The sequence below is a fragment of the Catenulispora pinisilvae genome (assembly GCF_015356865.1).
Classification (GTDB): domain Bacteria; phylum Actinomycetota; class Actinomycetes; order Streptomycetales; family Catenulisporaceae; genus Catenulispora; species Catenulispora pinisilvae.
The window spans coordinates 1-21,852 of record NZ_JAAFZA010000133.1; the positions used below are offsets into that span (position 1 = coordinate 1).

19 protein-coding genes are annotated in these 21,852 nt (G+C 71.9%); 10 read left to right on the forward strand and 9 right to left on the reverse strand.

Annotated elements, in window-relative coordinates:
• The coding region (locus tag IZR01_RS30140) for a lysylphosphatidylglycerol synthase domain-containing protein (protein ID WP_194896373.1) at positions 1 to 945 on the forward strand (945 nt) is incomplete at its 5' end.
• A 12-nt stretch (positions 946 to 957) separates the two neighbouring features.
• Here IZR01_RS30140 and IZR01_RS52585 read toward each other — a convergent pair.
• Complete coding sequence (locus tag IZR01_RS52585) at positions 958 to 1,899, reverse strand: glycosyltransferase family 2 protein (RefSeq protein WP_194925852.1); 942 nt, start codon at positions 1,897 to 1,899, stop codon at positions 958 to 960.
• Positions 1,900 to 2,008: 109 nt separating this feature from the next.
• On the opposite strand from IZR01_RS52585, the gene IZR01_RS30150 reads away from it, so the two are divergent.
• From IZR01_RS30150 to IZR01_RS30160, 3 genes are all read left to right on the forward strand, one after another.
• Positions 2,009 to 3,340 carry a nucleotide sugar dehydrogenase gene (locus tag IZR01_RS30150; protein WP_194925853.1) on the forward strand — a complete coding sequence of 444 codons (1,332 nt, stop codon included), beginning with the start codon at positions 2,009 to 2,011 and terminating at the stop codon, positions 3,338 to 3,340.
• A 36-nt stretch (positions 3,341 to 3,376) separates the two neighbouring features.
• Positions 3,377 to 3,982 (forward strand): HAD family hydrolase, encoded by a 606-nt coding sequence (locus tag IZR01_RS30155; RefSeq protein ID WP_194896370.1) that lies wholly within the window; start codon positions 3,377 to 3,379, stop codon positions 3,980 to 3,982.
• Positions 3,983 to 4,111: 129 nt separating this feature from the next.
• The gene (locus IZR01_RS30160) at positions 4,112 to 4,639 is read left to right on the forward strand and encodes a pyridoxamine 5'-phosphate oxidase family protein (RefSeq protein ID WP_228560529.1); all 528 of its coding nucleotides are present in this window, start codon (positions 4,112 to 4,114) and stop codon (positions 4,637 to 4,639) included.
• A 39-nt stretch (positions 4,640 to 4,678) separates the two neighbouring features.
• Here IZR01_RS30160 and IZR01_RS30165 read toward each other — a convergent pair whose 3' ends face one another.
• The 3 genes from IZR01_RS30165 to IZR01_RS30175 all read right to left on the reverse strand — a co-directional run bounded on the left by IZR01_RS30165 (position 4,679) and on the right by IZR01_RS30175 (position 8,825).
• Complete coding sequence (locus IZR01_RS30165) at positions 4,679 to 5,881, reverse strand: LCP family protein (RefSeq protein WP_194925854.1); 1,203 nt, start codon at positions 5,879 to 5,881, stop codon at positions 4,679 to 4,681.
• Between the two features lie 141 nt (positions 5,882 to 6,022).
• A complete protein-coding gene (locus tag IZR01_RS30170) occupies positions 6,023 to 7,915 on the reverse strand; it encodes an LCP family protein (protein ID WP_194925855.1) in 1,893 nt (630 codons plus the stop codon).
• A gap of 76 nt (positions 7,916 to 7,991) precedes the next feature.
• Positions 7,992 to 8,825, reverse strand: coding sequence for a TIGR03089 family protein (locus IZR01_RS30175; protein WP_323747141.1), 834 nt, complete (start codon positions 8,823 to 8,825; stop codon positions 7,992 to 7,994).
• A gap of 152 nt (positions 8,826 to 8,977) precedes the next feature.
• On the opposite strand from IZR01_RS30175, the gene manB reads away from it, so the two are divergent.
• Both manB and IZR01_RS30185 read left to right on the forward strand, forming a co-directional pair.
• The gene (manB, locus tag IZR01_RS30180; protein ID WP_194896365.1) at positions 8,978 to 10,072 is read left to right on the forward strand and encodes a mannose-1-phosphate guanylyltransferase; all 1,095 of its coding nucleotides are present in this window, start codon (positions 8,978 to 8,980) and stop codon (positions 10,070 to 10,072) included.
• A 90-nt stretch (positions 10,073 to 10,162) separates the two neighbouring features.
• Positions 10,163 to 11,191 carry a DNA-3-methyladenine glycosylase family protein gene (locus IZR01_RS30185; protein ID WP_228560531.1) on the forward strand — a complete coding sequence of 343 codons (1,029 nt, stop codon included), beginning with the start codon at positions 10,163 to 10,165 and terminating at the stop codon, positions 11,189 to 11,191.
• Here the strand turns inward: IZR01_RS30185 and IZR01_RS30190 are convergent.
• A complete protein-coding gene (locus IZR01_RS30190) occupies positions 11,169 to 11,642 on the reverse strand; it encodes a MarR family winged helix-turn-helix transcriptional regulator (RefSeq protein WP_194925857.1) in 474 nt (157 codons plus the stop codon). The two genes, IZR01_RS30185 and IZR01_RS30190, sit on opposite strands and share 23 nt — an antisense overlap.
• A gap of 126 nt (positions 11,643 to 11,768) precedes the next feature.
• Here IZR01_RS30190 and IZR01_RS30195 point away from each other — a divergent pair, with 126 nt between their 5' ends.
• On the forward strand, positions 11,769 to 12,209 hold the full coding sequence (locus tag IZR01_RS30195; RefSeq protein WP_194925858.1) for a nuclear transport factor 2 family protein: 441 nt from the start codon (positions 11,769 to 11,771) through the stop codon (positions 12,207 to 12,209).
• Positions 12,210 to 12,215: 6 nt separating this feature from the next.
• Here IZR01_RS30195 and IZR01_RS30200 read toward each other — a convergent pair whose 3' ends face one another.
• From IZR01_RS30200 to IZR01_RS30210, 3 genes are read right to left on the reverse strand one after another with little or no spacing between them, the layout of a single operon-like run.
• Positions 12,216 to 13,427 (reverse strand): coenzyme F420-0:L-glutamate ligase, encoded by a 1,212-nt coding sequence (locus tag IZR01_RS30200; RefSeq protein WP_194925859.1) that lies wholly within the window; start codon positions 13,425 to 13,427, stop codon positions 12,216 to 12,218.
• A 3-nt stretch (positions 13,428 to 13,430) separates the two neighbouring features.
• Complete coding sequence (gene cofD, locus IZR01_RS30205) at positions 13,431 to 14,438, reverse strand: 2-phospho-L-lactate transferase (RefSeq protein ID WP_194925860.1); 1,008 nt, start codon at positions 14,436 to 14,438, stop codon at positions 13,431 to 13,433.
• A gap of 12 nt (positions 14,439 to 14,450) precedes the next feature.
• Positions 14,451 to 14,687, reverse strand: coding sequence for a hypothetical protein (locus IZR01_RS30210; protein WP_194896360.1), 237 nt, complete (start codon positions 14,685 to 14,687; stop codon positions 14,451 to 14,453).
• A 490-nt stretch (positions 14,688 to 15,177) separates the two neighbouring features.
• Between IZR01_RS30210 and IZR01_RS30215 the strand changes: the two genes are divergently transcribed.
• The 3 genes from IZR01_RS30215 to IZR01_RS30225 all read left to right on the forward strand — a co-directional run bounded on the left by IZR01_RS30215 (position 15,178) and on the right by IZR01_RS30225 (position 21,162).
• Positions 15,178 to 15,435 (forward strand): WhiB family transcriptional regulator, encoded by a 258-nt coding sequence (locus tag IZR01_RS30215; RefSeq protein WP_194896374.1) that lies wholly within the window; start codon positions 15,178 to 15,180, stop codon positions 15,433 to 15,435.
• Positions 15,436 to 15,649: 214 nt separating this feature from the next.
• A complete protein-coding gene (locus tag IZR01_RS30220) occupies positions 15,650 to 19,423 on the forward strand; it encodes a glycosyltransferase family 2 protein (protein WP_194925861.1) in 3,774 nt (1,257 codons plus the stop codon).
• Entirely contained in the window at positions 19,420 to 21,162 is a 1,743-nt protein-coding gene (locus tag IZR01_RS30225) for a DUF5719 family protein (protein WP_194925862.1), read from the forward strand. The genes IZR01_RS30220 and IZR01_RS30225 overlap by 4 nt, the downstream gene beginning before the upstream one ends.
• 98 nt (positions 21,163 to 21,260) lie before the next feature.
• Here IZR01_RS30225 and IZR01_RS30230 read toward each other — a convergent pair whose 3' ends face one another.
• Complete coding sequence (locus IZR01_RS30230; RefSeq protein WP_194896357.1) at positions 21,261 to 21,764, reverse strand: metallopeptidase family protein; 504 nt, start codon at positions 21,762 to 21,764, stop codon at positions 21,261 to 21,263.
• Between the last annotated feature and the right edge of the window lie 88 nt (positions 21,765 to 21,852).

The following is a 21,852-nucleotide window of genomic DNA, read 5'->3' on the forward strand; positions in this document are numbered from 1 at the left end:
GCCCCCAACCGCCGCTCCCAACTCTTCCGCCTGGGCTTCCTGGCCCTCACCCTCGCCGCCGGCGCCTATGCCGTGGCCGACCAGTGGACCCGCGTCCGCGCCGGCTTCGCCGACTTGGGCCCCGTGCCCCTGCTTTTCGCCCTGCTGCCGGCCCTGGCGTCGGTCGGCGCGATGATGCTGGCCTGGCGCGGTCTGCTCGGCGCTCTCGGCTCGCCGCTGCGCCTGCGCCCCGCCTCGCGCATCTTCTTCACCAGCCAGCTCGGCAAGTACCTGCCCGGCTCGGTCTGGCCGGTGGTGGCGCAGATGCAGCTCGGCCGCGCCTACCGCATCCCGCGGGCCCGCAGCGTCGCCGCCGCCGCGCTGGCCATGCTGGTCTCGCTCGCGTCCGCGCTGGTGCTGGCCGCCGCGACGCTGCCGCTCGGCGGCGGGTCGAGGGCCGCGGGCTACTGGTGGGCCTTCATCGCGGTGCCGGTGCTGCTGGCCGGGCTGCATCCGAAGATCGCGAACCCCGTGCTGCGGATGCTTTTCCGCCTCACCCGGCGGCCCGCGATCGAGCCGCTGACCGGCCGGGCCCTCGCCGAGACCGCGGGCCGCAGCGTGGTGGGCTGGCTGCTCGCCGGTGCGCACATCTGGATCCTGTCAGTGGCGCTCGGCGCCTCAGTGGGGCGCGCGCTGCTCCTGGGCATCGGCGGCTACGCCTTCGCCTGGAGCGTCGGCTTCCTCATCCCGTTCGCCCCGGCCGGGGCCGGGGTGCGCGAGCTGATCCTGGTCGCCGTGCTGCAACCGGTGCTCGATCCCGGCAAGGCGACGGTCGTCGCGCTCGCCTCGCGGCTGGTGACCATCGTCGCCGACCTCGTCGCCGCCGCGCTCACCGCCCGCGCGGGCCGCCGGGGGAAGAAGGCTGATGAAGCCTCGTCCGAGGTGCCCGCCGAAGCCGCCGTGTAGCGGCACCGGCCCTCACGACTCCTTGGGCGGCAGGTCCTTGGGCGGCAACGGCGGCATCCGGAAAGCCTTGCGCACCACCGGATTCCGCTTCACCGCCAGCTCCGTGGCCGCCATCCGCCAGCGCACGTAGCCCTTCTTCGAGTACCGCCACTCCCGCTTGTGCCGGGCCCAATCAACCTTCCGCGGCTCCGGCACCGAGCCCAGCTTCTCCGAAGCCAGCGCCTGGTACTTCTCCTGGAGCGAGGTCCGCAGCGCGGCGTCCTCGGCGTCCTTGTTGAGGTTGCTGATGTTCGCGTCGTGCCGCCGGTACAGGAACGAGGGCGTCCGCGAGTAGACGAACTTGCGCCCGTCGATCAGCAGCGTCGCCCACACCGGGTACAACATCTGCGCCAGCAGCGCCGGGTCCAGCTCCACCGCCTGGATCAGCTCGGTCCGGACGAACGCCCCGTCGTTCACGTCGATCCGGCCGATCAGCAGGTCGCCCAGGTGCGCGGCCCGCCGCCGCTTCGCGTACTGCCGGTTCAGCTCGCCGTCGGTGATGAAGTACGACGCCGCCGACACGTCCGCCCCGTGCCGCATGTTCCGCAGGTGCAGCGTGATGTGCTCGGCGAGCATGATGTCGTCGTCGCCGAAGATGGTCAGGTAGCGCGAGGCCGCCAGCGAGACCCCCAGGGCGATCGCGGCGCCCGGGTCCTTGCGGCCGTCGTGCACCTCCACCCGCGCGTAGTCGACGCTCACCGCCGGGCCCGCCGCGGCGGCAGCGGCGGTCATGGCGGCGACCGCCTCCCGGGTGGAGTCGGTCGGGGACGCGTCGTCCACCACCAGTACGCGCACCGTGGCCCCGAGTTCGTCCGAGGCCGCGCGGGCCGAGGCGACGATGGAATCCACCGTCTCCCGCAACAGCCCCGGCCGCTCCCGTGTGGGGACGATGACAGTGAGTTCAGGGTCGGTCACGGCACTCCTCAGCAAGTAGACGGCATAAGGGTATTCGGAACCGGGCCGGGTACGCTTGCGTCCGGTCAAGTATGCGAAGTGACAAGCCGAGCTTGGAGTCCGGAGCACTGTGAAGATCAGCGTCATTGGAATGGGCAAGATCGGCCTGCCGCTGGCCGTCCAGTTCGCCTCGAAGGGGCACCAGGTCCACGGTATCGACGTCGTGCCGCGGGTGGTCGACCAGATCAACGCCGGCGTGGAGCCGTTCCCCGGCGAGGCCGAGCTCGACGTGCGGCTGCCGCGGGCGGTCGAGGCGGGCAACCTGACCGCCACCCTGGACGGGGTCGCCGCGGTCGCCGACAGCGACGCGGTCGTGGTCGTCGTCCCGGTGGTCGTGGACGAGGACGCGGTGCCGGACTTCCGGGCCATGGACGCCGCCACCCAGACCATCGCCGCCGGCCTGAAGCAGGCCGCCGCGAACGGCCGCACCGGCATCCTGCTGAGCTACGAGACCACGCTGCCGGTGCACACCACCCGTGAGCGCTTCGTGCCCGCCCTGGAGTCCGCCTCGGGCCTGAACGCCGGCCGCGACTTCCTGCTCTGCCACAGCCCCGAGCGGGTCTACACCGGCCGGGTCTTCGCCGACCTTCGCAAGTACCCGAAGCTGGTCGGGGGCATCGACGCCGCCTCGGCCCAGGCCGCGGTCGCCTTCTACGAGGCGGTCCTGGACTTCGACGAGCGCCCGGACCTCAAGCGCGGCAACGGCGTGTGGGACCTGGGTTCGGCGGAGGCCGCCGAGCTGGCCAAGCTCGCCGAGACCACCTACCGCGACGTCAACATCGGCCTGGCCAACCAGTTCGCGCGGTTCGCCGACCGCACCGGCATCGACATCTTCCAGGTGATCGAGGCCTCCAACAGCCAGCCGTTCAGCCATATCCACCAGCCCGGCCCGGCGGTCGGCGGCCACTGCATCCCGGTCTACCCGCGCTTCTACCTCTTCAACGACCCCGAGGCCTCGATCGTGCGCGCGGCGCGCGAGTCCAACCTCGCCCAGCCGGCCTACCTGGTCGGGCTGCTGGAGGGCCTGCTCGGCGGCGCGACCGGCGGCGGCGGGCTGGCCGGCCGCAAGGTGCTGGTGCTGGGCGCGGCCTACCGCGGCGGCGGCGTGAAGGAGACCGCGTTCTCCGGCGTCTTCGGCCTGGTCGCGGCGTTGGCCGGGGACGGCGCGGTGCCGCTGGTGTCCGACCCGCTGTACAGCTCCGAGGAACTGGCCGCGCTCGGCCTGCCGGCCTACGAGCCCGGCACCGAGATCGCGGGCATCATCGTGCACACCGAGCACGAGGAGTACCGCGAGCTGTCGGCCGCGGACTTCCCCGGCGTGAAGGTGCTCGTCGACGGCCGCAACGTCACCGACCCGGCCAAGTGGGACGGCGTCGCGCGCAAGGTCCTCGGCATCGCCTGATCACAGCGGCGGTAGACAACACAGCGAGGGGGAACGATGGTGGCGATCCGAGCGATCATCCTCGACATCGGCGGGGTCCTGGAACACACTCCGGACCTGGGCACCGTGGCGCGCTGGACGCCGGAGTTCGGCGCCGGCTGGGAGCACCGCGTCGATCCGGTCTTCCGGGCCGGCGAGATCGGCACCATCACCCTCGAAGAGGTCCACGAGCAGGCCGCCGCCGCCCTCGGGGTGACGGCGGCCCGCTTCGAGGCCTACATGGACGACGTCTGGGTCGAGTACGTCGGCACCTACAACGCCGAGATGGCCGACTACTGGCGCGCCCGCCGCGCCGAGGGCTACCAGACCGCGATCATCAGCAACAGCTTCGTCGGCGCGCGCGAGCGCGAGGAGGAGGCGTACCGCTTCAGCGAGCTGACCGACCTGATCGTGTACTCGCACGAGGTCGGCGTGATGAAGCCGGACCCCGCCATCTACGAACTCTGCCTGGACCGGCTCGGCATGCGGCCGCGGGAGACGGTGTTCGTGGACGACTTCGAGCCGAACTGCGAGGCGGCTCGCGCGCTCGGCATGGCCGCGGTGCTCTTCAAGGACACCGCGCAGGCCATCCGCGACGTCGACGGACTTCTGGCAGAGGGCTGATCGGAGTTCGGGCTGGGCGGTGGCGGGCGGTCAGCTCCTGGGGCCGAAGTCCCGAACTCGCCGGCGGCCGTCAGCGGGAATTCCGGGCCGCACCGATGACTTCCGCGCGGCCGGATCGTCTGTACAGGCATGAGTGACCTCAAGCCCCTGCGGGCCAAGAACCTGTCCCTGCCCAAGTACGGACTGGACCAGTTGGAGTGGGACGCCGTCGAGCAAGCGGTCGCCGGCGCGGTGGCCGGCCCCGGCCGCTCCTGGTTCCTCACCACCCTGAACCCGGACGGCTCCCCGCACACCACCGGTTTCGGCCACAGCTGGCTGGCCGGCGCCATCCACTTCACCACCGGCCCGGACATCCGCAAGACCCGGAACCTGGTCGCCGATCCGCACTGCGCTGTCGCGGCCCCGATGGAGGGCTACGACGTCACCTTCGACGGCGAGGCGCACCGTGTCACCGACCCCGCGGTGGTGCAGACCGTCGCCGGGATGTACGCCGCCGGCGGCTGGCCTTGCCGGGCCGAGGGCGACGTGATCACCGCGCCGTTCAGTGCCCCGAGCGCCGGCCCCGGTCCCTGGCAGGTCTACCGGATCGACGTGCTGTCGGCGGTCGCGCTGAAGAGCACCGGGGACGGCGGCGCGACGAAGTGGTGGTTCCGGTAGAGCCCCGGCGCTACACAGAGCCCTGTCAGGGCAGCCCCCTCAGGGCGTCGTCTGTTCCCCCTGCTTCGCCGACAACGCCAGCACATCCGCCGGAACCGGCGTGTCCTGCCGCATCGCTGTGAACAGGTCCTGCGCCATCGGTGCCAACTCCACGCGGTTCGGGTCCGGCTGGTACCACTGCCAGGGCACCGTCAGGTAGGTGATCTGCTGGCGCGGCACCTGCTTCAGGTCCGAGGCGAAGTCCGCCAGGGCGGGCAGCGAGCCCAGGGCGGGGTCGGTGGTGAGGGCCTTGGTGGCGGCGTCCAGCACCTTGTAGAGCTTCGCCGGGTCGTCCAGGGTGCCGTTGTCGGCCAGGGTGTCCAGCGCCGAGTTCAGGAACTGCTGCTGCCGGCTCATCCGGCCGATGTCCGAGCCGTCGCCGAGGTTGTGCCGGGCCCGGACGAAGGCCAGGGCCTGGTCGCCGTTGACCACCGTGGTGCCGGCCGGCAGGTTCAGGTGCGAGTCGGGGTCGTTGACCGCCTGGTCCAGGTGGACCGGGATGCCGCCGATGGCGTTCACGAGGTTCTTGAAGCCCGTGAAGTCGACCACCAGTACGTGGTCGACGGTCAGGCCGCTGAAGGTCTCGACGGTCTTCACCGTGCAGGCCGCTCCGCCGATCGAGAACGCCGCGTTGAACATGCCGAACTGGGGTTGGGACTGGGTCCCGTTCGGCTGGGTGCAGGCCGGGGTCTGCACCATCGAGTCGCGCGGGATCGAGGCCACCGTCGCGCTCTTCCGGTCCGCGGCCACGTGCAGCAGCATCGTGGTGTCCGAGCGGGCCCCGGAGTTGGCGTCGCCGTACTGCGCGTTGGCGCCGTCCCGGTCGTCCGAGCCGATCAGCAGGACGTTCATCGCGCTGCCGGCGCCGGGGGAGGGGCTGCCCGGCTTCGGCTTCAGGGCGTCCGGCAGGCCGGGCGCGTCGTCGGCGTGGATGTCGACGGTCCGGATGTTGTCGTTCAGCCGGTTGTACACGCTCCACAGTCCGGCGGCGCCGGCGATGGCCAGCACCGACAGCGAGGTCGCGCAGATGACGACGACCCGGCGCCGGGGCATGGAGCCGCTGTCGGCCGGGCCGGCATGGCGCCGGGAGCGGCGGGAGCCGGGACGGCGCGGGTCGGCGGTGGTGTCGCGGGGGTCGGGGGCGTCGCGGGGATCGCGGGCGTCGTCCGGGCGGTCGGCCGGGCCGGTGGTCTGGTCGTCCATGGTGAGACGAGACTATGTCATTTTTGTAGGGACTTCGTCCTGGATGTCCCGGTGCTGCGACATCTGTGCGAACGGCCGCCTCACCTGCTCGCCGGGAGCACGGTGAGGCGGGCCGTTCGCACAGCGGCGTCGCCGGACGGCTCAGCCGGTGCCGGCGCCGTAACCCGCGGTGATGCCGGAGCAGATGTTCTGGTCGGCGGTCCGCGAGTTGTTCGCGATGTCCGTCGGCAGCGAGCCGGGCGCGCTCGATCCGCTCGGGGCGGTCGAGCCCGAGGCCGGGGCACCGCTGGTGGAGCCCGCCGCGCCGGGCTTCGGGTGGGCCGCGGCGTAGTCGTCGCCGAGCTCCACCACGATCTCCGAGGCGTAGGGGCCGCCGGACTCGACCTTCGAGCCCGGGTACAGCGTGGCCAGCTGCTTGGCCTTGGCCTCGTCCTTGGAACTGCCGTACAGGATCGTGGTGACCGCGGTGTGCGGCGGCACGGTCCGGCTGAGCGAGGCGTTGTAGCCCTGGGCCTGGAGCGCGGTGACGTTGTCGCCGCCCAGGCCGTTGACCGTGGTGCTGTTCCGCACCAGCACGGTGATCGTCGACGGCGAGATCGACGGCGCCGGCGGGGCCGTGGTGCTCGGCGCCGAGGTCGTCGGGGCCGAGGACGGCGCGCCGGCGTTGCCGGCGGCGTTGGTGCCGTCCAGCAGCTGGTCGTTCTTCAGGTGGTCCCAGATCACGCCGGCGGCCACCGGGTCCATGTCCACCCGGCCGTCCTGGGTCCGGTAGTGCCCCGGCAGCGTCAGGAACTGGATGTTCGAGGGGTTGATGCCCTTCATCGACTCGGCGAAGCTGGACAGCGCGCCCAGGCTGCCCAGGCCCGGGTCGAACTGCGCGTACTTCAGCGCGTCGTTGAAGATCGAGCTGAGCACCGTGGGGTCGTTCATGACCCCGTCGCTCTCCACCTTCTTGATCATCGACCCCAGGAACGCCTGCTGGCGCCGGGTACGGCCGATGTCCGAGCCGTCGCCCAGGCCCTCGCGCTCGCGGACGTAGTCCAGCGCGGTCTGGCCCTTGACCGTCTGGATGCCCTTCTTCAGCGTGATGTTGTCCCCGCCGACGTCGCTGACGTCCTTGGGCACGCACACCTGGACGCCGCCGATGTCGTCGGTGAGCTTGGCGAACGCGGCGAACCCGACCACCACGGTGTGGTCCACGCGGATCCCGGAGATCGACTCTATGGTCTTGATCTCGCAGGCCGGGTTGCCCTGTGCGGTGTTGCCGACCGCGAACGCCGCGTTGAACTGGTTCTGCTGCGGCTTGGTCTGCCCCTTGCTGGAGTTGTTCGGGTCCAGCTGGCAGGCCGGGATGTTCACCATCATGTCGCGCGGGATCGAGATGCCGACCGCGTGCTGGTGGTCGGCATAGACGTGCAACAGGATCGAGGTGTCCGAGCGGGCCCCGTCGCCGGTCGCGCCGCCGCCGAAGGCGTTGTTGCCGTTGTCCCGGCTGTCCGAGCCCACCAGCAGGATGTTCTCCGCGCGCTGGCCGGCCGCGTTGGCCTTGGCCTCGGCCGGGCGGTCCGAGCCCAGACCGGAGTCGCTGAAGGTGTTGATGCTGCCGTTGAAGTGCTGGTAGGTGAAGGCGCCGGCGCCGATCACGGTGACGGCCAGCGAGGCCGCGGAGATGCTGATGATGCCCTTGGGGGCCAGCCGTCCCCGGCCCGCGGCCGCGGGTATCGACCCGCCGCGTCCGGTGCGCCCGCCCCGCCCGCCGCGGCCGCCGCGGCCGGACTGGAGCTCGCCTTCGGTGGCGGCGTCCGGCTCGTGGCGGTAGCCGCCGCGGCCGCTCGGCGGGCCCGGGGTGTCGTCGCCGTAGCCGTCGGGGGCCGCCTGGGGTGCCGGGGCGGCCCCGCGTGTGCCGCGTCGTGCGCGCGGTGGGGTGAAGTCATAGGCGTCGTCATAGCCGTCTTGCCCGGCGGCGTAGCCGTCGGAGGACTGCCGAGTCGCCCGCTCCCACGGAAGCGGCTCGGGGTTGCGCTCGCCTGCCACAGAATCTCCTCACACCTGGGTCCGCCTCGGATACGGGTCCCGGGTCGCCGCGCGGTTCCTTCACCGCGCCACGACGTTACTCGACAGGAAGCACGCCGAGAGTGCCTTCCGCGGTTCCGTTCTCCTGGCCCCCGGCCCCCGCGGTGCCCCCGGCCAGCGAGGCGACACGTGCGTTGACCTTCTCCGATGCCATCCGCCCCGGAAGCCGGGACGGATCGACGTTCCGGCACAGTACCAAGGAAGCCCCGACGGCGAGCTCGGACGTCAACGCCGCCCGGATCTCCGGCCGCGAATCGTAGGCGCAGCCGGTCAGGACCCGGCTGGCGGCGCTGAGGTTCCAGCGGGCCGCGGCCTCGGCCGCGTCCCGCACCAACTCGCCCTGCGTCCAGCTGCCCCCGTCGGCGACCAGGGCCGGGGTGTCCGCGGTGACCGGGGAGTACGGGGCGAACACGTCCGGTTGCGCCGGGGCCAGGGCTGCGTAGTCGGTGAAACCTTCGGGAACGCTGGGGAACGGCGCGCCCAGCGGGCGCAGCGCGAGCGCGATCCGCTCGCCCTTACAGGCCCGCGCCTCCTCCAGCCGGTCCGGCCCGGCCACCACGGCCGAGGCGCGCTCGGCCGCCGCCGGGTCCTCGCCGACGCTGGCCACCACGCCGGCGGTCCAGCAGGCCAGCAGCCAGATCGGGGTCTGCCAGTGGGTCGGCAGCAGGATCGCGATCTCGTCGCCGGCGCCGAGCGCGAGGTCGTCCTGGATCAGGTTGGCGGTCTTGGCGACCCAGTTGTCGAACGTCGTATACGACAGTTCCACCCGCTCGCCGGTGTGGTCGTCGTAGTACGTGAGGAACGGCCGGGACGGGCCGAGGGCGAGCGCGGCCCGCCACGCGCCCGGGAAACTACTGTTCGCTGCGGTCACGCCGAGAGGATACGGGGGAAACAGGCTGCTGTTGTGCAAGCACGTCGGTCGGGGACCGTTTATGCTGGCCCGCACGGCGTGCCGGGTGTACGCGACCATTCGCGGTGCACGTCCCGGACACCGTGCGGACAGAACTGGCGAGGGGAAAGAGCGTGACCGAGGCGATTCTTCTGGTGGGGGGCAAAGGCACCCGCCTGCGCCCGCTGACGGTGAACACCCCCAAGCCGATGCTGCCGGTCGCGGGCGTCCCGTTCCTGACCCACCAGCTGGTCCGCGCCAAGGACGCCGGAGTGCACCGGGTGGTGTTCGCCACCGCCTACAAGGCCGAGGTCTTCGAGGAGTACTTCGGCGACGGCTCGGACCTGGGGCTGGAGCTGGTCTACGTGACCGAGGAGGTGCCGTTGGACACCGCCGGCGCCATCCGGAACGTGGCCGACCGGCTGACCAGCGCCCCCGACGAGCCGGTCCTGGTCTTCAACGGCGACATCCTGTCCGGGGTGGACATCGGCGCCCTGGTCACCGCGCACCGCGAGCGCGGCGCCGACGTCACGCTGCACCTGTCCCGGGTGACCGACCCCCGCCCCTTCGGCCTGGTGCCCACCGACGCCGAGGGCTGGGTGACCGCGTTCCTGGAGAAGCCGCAGCGCCCCGAGGACATCGTCACCGACCAGATCAACGCCGGCTGCTACGTCTTCCAGCGCGCGCGCATCGACGAGATCCCCACCGGCCGCCGGGTCTCGGTGGAGCGCGAGACCTTCCCGGGCCTGCTCACCGCCGGCGCGAAGGTGCTCGGCGTGGTCGAGCAGTCCTACTGGCTGGACCTGGGCACCCCGACCGCGTTCGCCAAGGGCTCGGCGGACCTGGTGATGGGGATAGTGACTTCCTCCGCGGTGCCCGGCCCCGAGGCGCGCGGCAGCCAGGAGTCCCTGGTCCTGCCCGGCGCGCGGATCGCCGAGGACGCGGTCGCCGACCGGGGCACCACGGTCGGCTCCGGCGCGGTGATCGACTCCGGCGCGCACGTCAGCGCGTCGGTCCTGGACTCCGGTGCGGTGATCGGCACCGGTGCGAAGGTGAACTGCTCGATCATCGGTGCCGGGGCCCGGATCGGCGCGAACACGGTCCTGGACGGCGTCGTGGTCGGCGACGGCGCGGTGATCGGCGCCGACAACGAGCTGCGGGCCGGGGCACGGGTCTGGTGCGGCGCGGTGCTCCCGGACAAGGCTGTGCGGTTCTCCAGCGACGAGTAGCGCCTTGATGGCACACTCGGCAGACCGCTCACGGCGATCGGGCGACCGCGAGTCAGAGCCCTTCAGCGCGTTCGGCACCCTGGGATCACGGTGACAGAAGACGAGGACATCCGGGCGGTCTGGGCTGCCCGGAAGGGACGCAGCGGCGGCGCCGCGTTCCAACGGCGCCGGTCCGCCCCGCCGCGGCGCCCCGCCGTCCCGGCGGCGCGCCAGGCGCCTCCCGAGCCACCGGAGCCGGCCCAGGCCCGCCAGAGCATCGTCGTCGACCCCGGCTACGACCTCGCGACGACCGTGGGCGTTCTGCGCCGCGGTGCCGGCGACCACACCTTCCGCCGTGCCGAGGACGGCTCCCTGTGGCTCGGCTGCCGCACCCCGCTCGGCGACCCGGGAACCCTGCGCCTGCGCCGGGCGACCGAGACCGTCGACGCCGAAGTCTGGGGCCCCGGCGCGGCCTGGCTGCTCAAGACCCTGCCCGAACTCCTCGGCCTCGGCGATACCGAGGAGGCGCGCGCGGAGTTCACCGAGCTCGTGGCCGCACAAGGCAACGCGCAGCTCATCCAGTCCGTGCGGCGGAACCGTGGGTTCCGCGTGATCCGGAGCGGCCGGGTCTGGGACTCCCTGGTGCCGGCGGTGCTGGAGCAGCGGGTCACCGTTCAGGAAGCGCACCGCGCGTACCAACTGCTGGCGCGGCGCTACGGGATTCCCGCCCCGGGTGCCCCCGCGGACATCCGCCTCTGCGTCTCGCCCTCACCCCGGGAGTGGGCCCTGATCCCGTCCTGGGAGTGGCACCGCGCCGGTGTCGACGGCAAACGCTCGCGCGCGATCCTCGGCGCGTCCCGGGTCGCGGCCCGCCTGGAGGAGACGGTGGGGATGGAGCGGGATGAGGCGGCACGCCGGATCCGGACCGTGCCGGGCATCGGCGTGTGGACGGCCGCCGAAGTGATGCACCGCGCGCACGGGGACGCGGACGCGGTGTCCGTCGGCGACCTTCATCTGCCCCGCATCGTGTGCGGCGTGTTGGGGGATCCCGCGATGAAGTGGGATGACGACCGCATGCTGGAGCTTCTGGAGCCCTACCGCGGTCATCGCTATCGCGTCAGCGCTCTTCTGTACCGCTGACTCGGAGCCCGGTGTGGTGCTCCACGATGCGGCCCAGCATCCCGAGCAGGACGTCCCGTTCCTCGGGTGACAGCGGCTCCAGCAGCGCCGCCTGCGCGGCCACGACTTCCTTGTCCAGCTCGGCGAGGAACTTCGCGCCGCTGTCGGTGATCTTGACCAGGTTCCGGCGCCGGTCCGCCGGGTCCGGCGTCCGTTCCAGACACCCGCGCTCCTCCAGGTCGGTGACCACGGCCGTGACGTCGCTGCGGTCCAGCCCGATCCGCCGGCCCAGGTCCGCCTGGCTGGTCGGGCCGCTCTCGGCGAGCGCGACCAGCAGCGAGTAGTACGACCGGCTCGTGACGCCGGCGGCATGCATGCGCTCGCCGATCAGCCGGTGTCCCTGGGTCGAGGCCTGGCCCAACAGCCAGGTCGCGTGGCCGCGGAGGCGGACGGGCGTGTTGAGCGGGTCCATGGCCGCAGCCTACTTCGGCGGCGGGGTTGACAGAAGTAGTTGGCGCGACCAACATTGGTTGTGCCAACAGTTGGTGCGACCAATGAATAGTTGATCGGGAGACGCGATGGTGATGGGGAGACGACGATGAGTGGCTACGACAACATCCGGGCCCTGGCCGACCGGGCCGAGATCACCGACCTGTTCGTGAGCCTGGGCCGATGCCTGGACGAGCACGACTTCGACGCGCTGAGGGACGTCCTCACCGAGGACGTGGTGGGGACGACGCCCGGCGGGACGCAGGAGGGCCGCGACGCCCTGATCGCCCAGGCCCGCGCCAACCACCAGGACTACGACCGGCTGACGCACCAGTTCAACAGCATCCTGGTGGACGTCCAGGGCGACACCGGCACGGTACGGGCCTACGTGACCGGCTCGTTCGGGCACGCCGCCAGCCCGCTCCCGGAGCGCGTGCTGACCGGGCTGTACCGCAACCAGGTGGTGCGGACCGGGGCGGGCTGGCGGATCAGCGAGCTGACGGTGGAGCCGAAGTTCCGGATCGAGCGCGGGACCGCGGTAGCCGAGTAGGGCCGCTCAGCGTACGGCGATGTAGTCCTCGGGATCCCGCGGAGTCTGCGCGGTAGGCGCCTCCGCGGGTTTCCCTATAGCGATGACTCCCAGTGGTTCCCATTCCTTCGGAAGCGCTAGAAGGGTTCTGACGACGCCGGGATCCGCGGTCGTCCACTTCGAGCCGATGCCGTCGGCGGCGAGGGTGACGAGGAAGTTCTCCACCGCAGCCCCTAGGGAGGCCGTCAGGAACTCCGGGTCCGGGAACGCTATAGCGATCCGGCACGGAACGACCAGATACGGCGCGCGCTCAAGAACGGAGTCGGCCAACGCGCCGGCGAACGTCTTGCGCGCGGTCTCGGACTCCATCAGCACGAACCGCCACGGGGCCGGGCCCTCGGGCGCGGGCGAGGGCGCGGTCAGCGCGGCGGCCACCGCCCGCCGCACAACGTCCCCGGGCACCGGATCGGAGGCGAACCACTCCGTCGTCCGGCGCCGCGTCGCCGCCTCGCGCATCGCCTCCTGCGTGCCCAGCGAGAACATGTCGTTCTCCGCGGCCCGGATCAGCGGCCGCACACCGAGTCCCGGCTCCTCGGTCACCAGGGTGCCGAGCCCGCGGATCAGCGCGACCGGCACGCCGTCGGCCTTGCCCTTGACCACTTCGCCGGCCCCGGCCAGCTCGTCCACCGCGGCCGCCGCCGTCACCAGCAGTTCGTTGCCGAAGGCGTCTATCGTGCCGCGGTGGTCCATGAGCGCGTTGACATAGGCGCACCCGATGGCGACATCCGTCTGGCCCTCGCGCCACGGCCGCCCGAAGGTGTCGGTCACGACCACGCCCACCGCGACCCCGAACCGGTCCCGCAGCGCGTCGGCGATGTCCCGTGCGGAGCCGTCCGGGTCCTCGGGCAGCAGCAGCACGGTCCCGGCCGGGGTGTTGGACGCGTCCACCCCGGCGGCGGCCATCACGAACCCGTGCCGGGTCTGCACGATCCGGGTCGGCCCGCGCCGGGCGACCAGCCGCACCATCTCGGCGTCGATCGCGGCCTCGCGGTCGTCGGCCCGCACCACCCGGCCCTCGGCCTTGGACAGGATCTTGGAGGTGACGCAGAGGATGTCGCCGGCGCGCAGGCCCAGGCCCGACTCCGTCACCGCGGCGCTGATCAGCGCCGCCACGTCGTCGCCGGGGCCGACTTCGGGGATCCCGGCGATCGCGTGCACCGTGTAGGAGGTGTCGGTCATCGGTCAGGACGCCGAGCCGGTCGCGGTCTTCGCGGCGGCGGCCTTCGTCGCGGTGAGCTCGGCGGCCAGGTCCAGGGCCGCCTGCGCCATCGCCTGCGTGGCCTGTGGGGAGGACATCATCAGCGGCACCGCGCGGCAGGCGATGCCGGCGGCCTGCACCCGCGCCACCGCGCCGGCGTCCGCTTCGGCGTCCACCAGCCAGCCGTCCAGCAGGTCCGCGCCGTAGTGCTCGGCCACGGCCGCCGCCGAGACCTCGACGCCGACGGCGGCCAGGACCTTGTCGGCCATCCCGCGGACCGGGCCGCCGCCGACGATCGGCGACAGGCCCACCACCGGCGCCGCGGCGTCGGCCACGGCCCGGCGGATCCCGGGGATGTCCAGGATGGTGCCGATCGACACCACCGGGTTCGACGGCGGCAGCACGATGACGTCGGCCTCGGCGATCGCCTCCAGGACCCCCGGCGCCGGCTTGGCGTTCTCCACGCCGACGGAGACGATCGCGTGCGCGTCGGGAGCGTGCATCCGGACCCAGTACTCCTGGAAGTGCACCGCCCGGCGCCCGCCGGGGGCCTCGGCGTCGTCCACCACGACGTGGGTCTCGACCCGCTCGTCGGTGGACGGCAGCAGCCGCACCGGGAGCTCCCAGCGCGTGCACAGCGCCTCGGTCACCTCCGACAGCGGGTACCCGGCGCCGAGCATCTGCGTGCGCACCAGGTGGGTGGCGATGTCCTTGTCGCCGAGCGTGAACCAGTCCGGGCCCACGCCGTACGCCTTCAACTCGTCGGCCACCCCGAAGGTCTCCTCGGTCCGGCCCCAGCCCTGTTCCTCGTGGATCCCGCCGCCGAGGGTGTACATGACCGTGTCCAGGTCCGGACAGATCCGCAGACCGTGCATGGTCATGTCATCGCCGATGTTTCCGATGACGGTCACGGTGGCGTCCGGGGCGGCCGCGAGCAGGCCGCGGAGGAATCGGGCTCCGCCGACGCCTCCGGCAAGGGCTGTTATGCGCATGAAGACAGTATTTCAGGAGGCGAACCGCTGCCGGGCCGCGTCCCACCGCAGCCCGGCGCTCGCCGCGCCGGCCGCCACCCCCGCGGCCCGGGCCGCGGCGGCCAGCTCGGCGATCGTCACCACGGGTTCCGGTATCACGATGTCGGGGTGTGGCCTGGCGCCGAGGAAGAGCGCGACGAGATCGGGGGCCAGGGCGTCGTGCGGCAGCGTGAGCGCGGCGGTCGGCGCAGAGGAAGCCTGATTCGGCATGGGGGAAACTCCGCAAAGGCGTCCGGCCCGACGGGCCGGGCAACGGTCAGGGCTGTGTACTCGGTGGGTCTGTTCGGTCAGCTGTGACAGCGACAGCGACAACACAGACCGCGACACGGCTCCATCGCGGAGTAAGACGGCATGTGCGCAACCTCGACCAGCGCCGCGGCGGGGATCCGGCCCCGGCGGCCCTCGGCGGTCACAAGTCGCGCGTTCATGATGACCCCACCCCATCCGGCACCCGGGTCCGCTGTCAAGCGAGGTCCGCATGGTGGGGGCCGCGTATTAGCTCCAACAGGTGAATCGCATGGTCGCTACCAGATCCCGGCTTGACGGCCCGGTAATGACGCGCGTGTAATTTCAAACGTGTCGTGATGATCTCCGCACGGGGAGTGATCTTCTTCTGTGCGGACCAGGTAGGGCCGGGAGGCGTACGGTGGCCGAGGCCGCGGAGTACACAGAGGGCGCGGAAGAGGCTTGCCACGCCGAGGTGTACCGCATCTACCCGCTCCACAACGGGGTCGACGAGGACCGCGGCTGGCAGTCCCGCGCGTTGTGTGCGCAGACCGATCCCGAGTCGTTCTTCCCGGAGAAGGGCGGATCGACTCGGGAGGCGAAGAAGATCTGCCTCAACTGCGAGGTGAAGGCCGAGTGCCTGACTTATGCGCTGGCCAACGACGAGCGCTTCGGGATCTGGGGCGGGCTGTCCGAGCGCGAGCGGCGCCGACTCAAGCGTGCGGCGGTATGAGCGGTATAGCCGTCCTGTGACGTTTGCCGGGCCCGGCGAAGAGGACTTGTAGAGGACTCTTCCCGCAGGGCCCGGCGGGCGCTTCCCCTTGCCCGGGAACGCAATTCGGGCATAACGGCATAGCCGGTCAGCATCCTCGAACCCTCGCGTATGGTGGACCCTCAGTCCGCCCCCGAGCGGGGATTCCCGAGACCGGAGCCGGTGCCAGCGCCACATGTCCCAGTACCCAGAATCCGGATACCGGACCGGCGGCCTGGCCGCCACCGGCCAGTTCGCCGCCGGTGGCTACGGCGCCCAGCCCGGCGGGACCGGGCAGTTCGCCGTGGCCGACGTCGAGGCCCGGCGCCGGGCCGCCGCCGAGGCGGCCGTCAACGCCTTCCCGAACCACGTCGTCACCGCGGTGATCGTCTCCCACGACGGCGCGCGCTGGCTGGAGGACTCCCTGCGCGGGCTGCGCGGGCAGCTGCGCGCCCCACAGCGGATCCTCGCCGTGGACACCGGTTCCAAGGACGACTCGCTGGCGATCCTGGACGAGAACCTGGGCCAGGAGGCGGTGCTCCAGACCAAGCGCAACACCGGCTTCGGCACCGCCGTGAACCACGCGCTCAAGGCCGCCCCGGTCGTCGACTTCGACCTCTACGGCCGCGGCGACGGCCAGGTCGTGGAGTGGCTGTGGCTGCTGCACGACGACTCCGAGCCCGCCCCCGACGCCCTGCTGCGGCTGCTGGAGGTGGGGGAGTACCACCCCGAGGCCGGTGTCATCGGCCCCAAGATCTGCGGCTGGGTGGACCGCGAGCAGCTGCTGGAGGTCGGCGTCACCGTCACCGCCGACGGCCGCCGCTGGACCGGCCTGGAGGACGGCGAACACGACCAGGGCCAGCACCTGGAACCGACTCGCGTGCTCTCGGTGTCCAGCGCCGGCATGCTCATCCGGCGCGAGGTCTGGGACCGGCTGCGCGGCTTCGACCGCGCCATCCCGATGTTCCGGGACGACCTGGACTTCTGCTGGCGGGTGAACAACTCCGGCTACGACGTGCTCACCGCGCCCAAGGCGGTGCTCTGGCACGCCGAGGCGGCGGCCCGCGGCGAGCGGCGGATCAGCGCCGGTGTCTCCCGGCCGCACTTCGAGGACCGGCAGCACGCGCTGTACGCGGTCACCGTCAACCACTCCGGACGCTTCCCGATACTGACCTTCCTGCGGCTGTTCTTCTGGTCGCTGTTGCGGGCCATCGGCCTGCTGCTGAACAAGACGCCGCTGAAGGCCGCGGACGAGGTGCTGGCGGCGCTGGCGTACGCCGGCCGCATGGACCGCATCATCCGGGCCCGGCGGGCCAGAGCCCGGACCCGCGCACAAAGACCCGTGGACCTGTCCACGTTGTTCCCCGCGCGGATCCAGGTCTTCCGCCTCACCTTCGAGAACACTTTCGAGGGTTTCCGCTCCCGGAACCAGAGCGAGGAAGAGGCGACCCAGGGCTCCATCGAGAGCGGTCCGGTCTCCGAGGAGGCCGAGTCCTTCGACTCCGGGACGCCGTGGCTGATCCGCGCGGTCCGGATGCCCGGCAACTTCGTGTGGATCGTGCTGCTGATCGTGATGATGGTCGCGGCGCGGAACCTGCTCACCGGCGGCCGTCTGATGGGCGGCGCGCTGTTGCCCGCGCCCAACGGCGCCTCCGACTTGTGGCACGACTTCTTCGCCTCCTGGCACGGCGTCGCCACCGGCTCGACGTCCCCGGCCCCGCCGTACCTGGCGGTCGTGGCCCTGCTCGGCACCCTCTTCTTCGGCCACGCCAGCCTCGCGGTGACCGTCCTGCTGCTCGGCTCCGTACCGCTGTCCGGACTGACTGCCTACGCGGTGCTCAAGCGGACCGTCTCCTCCAGCGCCATGCGGGTCTGGGGATCGGCCGCCTACGCGCTGCTGCCCGCGGCCACCGGCGCCATCTCCGGCGGCCGGCTGGGTTCGGCGGTCGGCATCATGCTGCTGCCGCTCGCGGCCTCCGGGGTGCTGCTCGCTATAGGGGGACCGGGGCGTAAGGGCTCTGTTCGGGCCGCCTGGCCCGCCGCGTTCGCGATCGCCATCGCCACGGCCTTCGCGCCGATCGTCTGGCTGCTGGCCGCGGTGCTGGCGATCGGCGCCACGCTGACCGTGTTCTGGCGCTCCACCGCGGACTTCGCCACCGTGCTGATCCGGCTGGCGATCCTGCTGGTGACGCCGATCGCGGTGCTGATGCCGTGGTCGCTGCAACTGGTGAAGCACCCGGGGGCCCTGCTGCTGGAGCCCGGCCTGCCGCCGGTGCCCGGCAAGCAGCCGGACCCCACGCATCTGCTGCTGGCCAACCCCGGCGGCCCCGGCACCTACGCCTACTGGATCACCGGCGGCCTGCTCCTGGCCGGTCTGGCCGGCCTGCTGCGCAGCGGCCCGCGCCGCCGCATCGCCTTCGCCGGCTGGATTCTGGCCCTGGCGGGCTTCGCCGCCGGTCTGCTGGCCCTCCAGGTGCGCCCGACCGGTCTGGCCGGCGGGTTGCCGCAGCAGCCCTGGAGCGGCGTGCCGACCGCGGCGATCGGCTTCGGCCTGATCACCGCCGCGGTGATCGGCGCCGAGGGCGCGCGCGACTACTTCCAAGCCTCGCAGCTGAGCTGGCGCCAGCCGGCCGCCCTGGTCGTGGCGCTGGCCGCGATGTCGACCCCGGTGCTCGCGGCCGCCTGGTGGGTCACCAACGGCGTGCCCGGCCCGATCCAGCGGTCCGCCGCGGACTTCCGGCCGGCCGTGGTCTCGGTGCAGTCCCAGATGCCCGACCAGCCCAGGGCCCTGATCCTGGCCTCCGGCGCGCAGACCGTGATCGGCTACGGCATCGTCCGGGACAACGGCGCCAGCCTGGGCGACGCCGACTACCAGGTCCCGCAGGCCGACGCCGCCCGGATCAACACCCTGGTCGGCGGGCTGCTCTCGGATTCCGGCGGCAGCGAGTTGCAGGGGCTGGCGTCCCTGGGCGTCCGTTACGTGGTCGGCATGAAGACCCTGAACCCGGACTACGTGCACATCCTCGACGCCACCCCCGGCCTGGACCGGCAGTCGCAGATCGGCGGCGTCAACCTCTGGAAGATCTCCAACCCGGCGGCCCGGCTCGCGCTGCGCGGCCCGGGAACCAGCGATCCCAAGGCGCTTCAGCAGACCAGCGCCACCGAGCGCTCGGTCACGGCCACCGTGGCCGCCGGCCAGGACGGCCGCCAACTGGTGCTCGCCGACGACGCGGACGGCAACTGGTCGGCGAAGCTGAACGGCGCCGCCTTGCCCCGGGTCACGGTCGACGGCTGGGCCCAGGGCTTCCAACTGCCGGCCGGCGGCGGCACCGTGACGGTGTCGTACTCGGACGTGTCGCGCACCGCGTGGCTGCTGGCCGAGGGTCTGATCTTCCTGTTCGCGCTGATCATGGCGCTGCCGACCGGGGGCCGGGCCGAGGACCGCGGTCCGGCGCAGGACGCAGACGACTACGTCCCGCCGAGCCTGCCAGGCCAGCAGCAGCGCGAGCCGGAACCCGAACCGGAGCTGGAGCCGGAACCACAGCCCGAGCCGCAGCCCGAGTACGCGTCGTATGAACAGCCTGCGGAGTACGACCAGCAGTACCAGTACCAGCAGGACGCGTACGCGCAGCCGGATCCCTACGCGCAGCAGCCTCCGCAGGAGGCCTACGCGCAACAGCCGGATCCGTATGCGCAGCAGCCTGACGCCTACGCACAGCCGGATCCGTACGGCCAACAGCCGGATCCCTATGCCCAGCAACCGGACCCCTACGCGCAGCAGCCAGATCCCTATGCGCAGCAACCGGACCCGTACGCACAGCAGTACGGCGGCCACGAGTACGCCGCCGCCGAGTACAGCGGCGAGTACGAGAACCCCGAAGCGTACGGCGGCTACCTGCGCCCCGGCACCGGTGAATACGAGCGCCCCGACTTCGAGACCGACGACCACCGGCAGGGAGGCTACCGATGACCCGGCCGACCCGTTCCGAGCGCTCCGGCGCCGGGAACCGCCCGCAGCGCCCCGCGCGCCCCACCGGAGCCGGCCCGACCGGCTCGACCGGCTCGGCCGGCCCCACCCGCGGCCGCGGCCTGGCCAAGACCCGCACCTCCCCGATCTCCACCTTCAGCGCCCTCGGCGTGGTCGCGGTGGTCCTGCTGGCCGGCCTCGGCTACGGCTACTCGACCCGCAGCCAGGACAAGTCCGGGGTCAGCGAACAGAGCTCGCGCACCCTCCCGATCGGCAGCGCCACCCAGGTCTGCCAGGGCGAGATCGGCGCCGGCAGCGACACCTCGACCAGCCTGACGGCCTTCACCCCGGCCGGTAACGCCACGACCGGCAACGACGGCGCGGGCATCCAGTACGTCGACGGCGGCAAGCCCTTCCCGCAGCTGAAGTTCGGCCCGCCCGGCACCCGTTCCACCGTGCAGGGCGTCAACCAGTTCATCTCCGTCACCGACGACGCCGGCCTGATGCGCTCGGTGCCCCTGGTCCTCCAGGCCAACGGCGCCTCCGCCCCCGGCTTCACCTCCAGCGAGGTCCTGCGCAGCGACACCGGTGTGCAGCGCGGCATGGCCGCCACCCCCTGCACCACCCCGAGCACCGACTTCTGGTTCGCCGGGGTCTCGGTCGGCACCGGTGACCGCGATTCCTACCTCTACATGGCGAACACCGACAACGCCCCGGCCACCGTCAACCTGACGTACTACGGCCAGAGCGGCAAGATCGACACCGGCTCCCTGGGGCACGACATCACCATCTTGCCCAAGACCTCGATGGAGTATCTGCTCAGCAGCTCCCTGGGCCCGGCGGCCCAGCAGAGCGCCGTGGCCAGCGTGCACGTCACCACCACCGAGGGCCGGGTCGCCGCCCAGGTGCTGGACATCGACAAGCCGTTGAAGAGCGACGTCAACACCGGCCGCGGCATGGATTTCATCCCGGCCCAGACGCCGGCCGTCGCCGCCCAGATGACGCAGACCATCCCCGGGATCCCGGCCCCCGGCAACACCTTGACCAAGTTCGACCTCGTCATCACCGCCACCAGCGACGAGCCGGTCAACATCGACCACGTCTACTGGTACGGCAAGAGCGGCCGGATCGAGCTGGCGGGGCAGACGAAGGACCCGGGCAACGGCTACACCAAGCGGGACAGCCCGATGACCATCGACGCCGACAAGACGGTCATACTGAACATGCTCGGCGACGACCAGGACCCCACCGAATCGGCGGCGGTGCAGATCGTCGGCAGTGGCGGTTCCTTCGTCAGCGGCGTCCGGCTGGTCGAGAGCGACCAGAAGAGCAACACCCAGGACAGCGCCTACCTGGCCCCGACCCCGCCGGTCGGCAGCCAGGCGATCGTCGCCGACAGCAACGTCGGCGGCAACGCCAAGAGCACGCTGATCCTCACCTCGGAGGGCAGCAAGGGCTCGACGGTCCAGGTCACCACGGTCGGCGCGGACGGCAAGCCGGCCACCGACTCGGTGACCATCGGGGCCGGCAGCACCGTCGCCTACACCCCGAAGGCCACCGGCTGGTTCACCACGATCATCCAGCCGCAGCCCGGCTCCGACCCGGTCTACGGCGCCCGGACCCTGTCGGACCTGCCGCAAAAGGGCGGGATGCAGTTCACCGCGGAGGACCTGGAGGACGCGCGGGTGTCGGCGTCGGTGCCGCCGGTGGCGCCCGATCTCTCGGGTGCGGTCACGCGCTGAGCCTCTGAGGGCTCCCTGTATATAACGAGTCCCCATATATAAGGTGCAACACCTTATATATGGGGACAATTCTATTGAGGAGGGCGGGCGTCCGGCTCTCAGCCGTCCACATCCCGCCCCTCGTCGACTTCGTCGGGCTCCATGCCCAGCAGTTCCGCGACCTGTTCCACGACGACCTCGTAGACCAGGTCCGCCAGCTCCGGCCGACCCGCGGCCCGGGCTTCCACCGGCCGCCGGTACAGCACGATCCGCACCGGTTCGTCGGGACGGTCCGTGATCACCCGGCCCAGCGGCACGGCCTCCTCGCTCCAGTGCTCGGCGTCGGCCGGCGGGACCTCCTCGACCGCCAGCTCCACCTCGGACAGCTTCGGCCAGCGCCGCTCCAGACGCTCCACGGCGTCCAGCACCAGCTCGTCGAACTGCTCGGCGCGCGTCAAGGCCAGCGGGACCTGCGGCGGGGCGAGCGGGCCACGCAGACCCCGCCCGCGCCGGTCACGCGTATGCTTCCGGCGGCGCGGCTCCTGACCGGCCCCCGACCTGATCGAGGCAGTGATGGGCACGCGTCGAGCGTAACCGCCGATCCGCCGCTCGGCGACAGTCATTCGCCACGTGTCGTGCCGACTACGGCGTGACCTCGGTCTTCGCGGCGGCGACGGCTCAGCATCGGCCTTGGTGACGGGCTGGATTCGG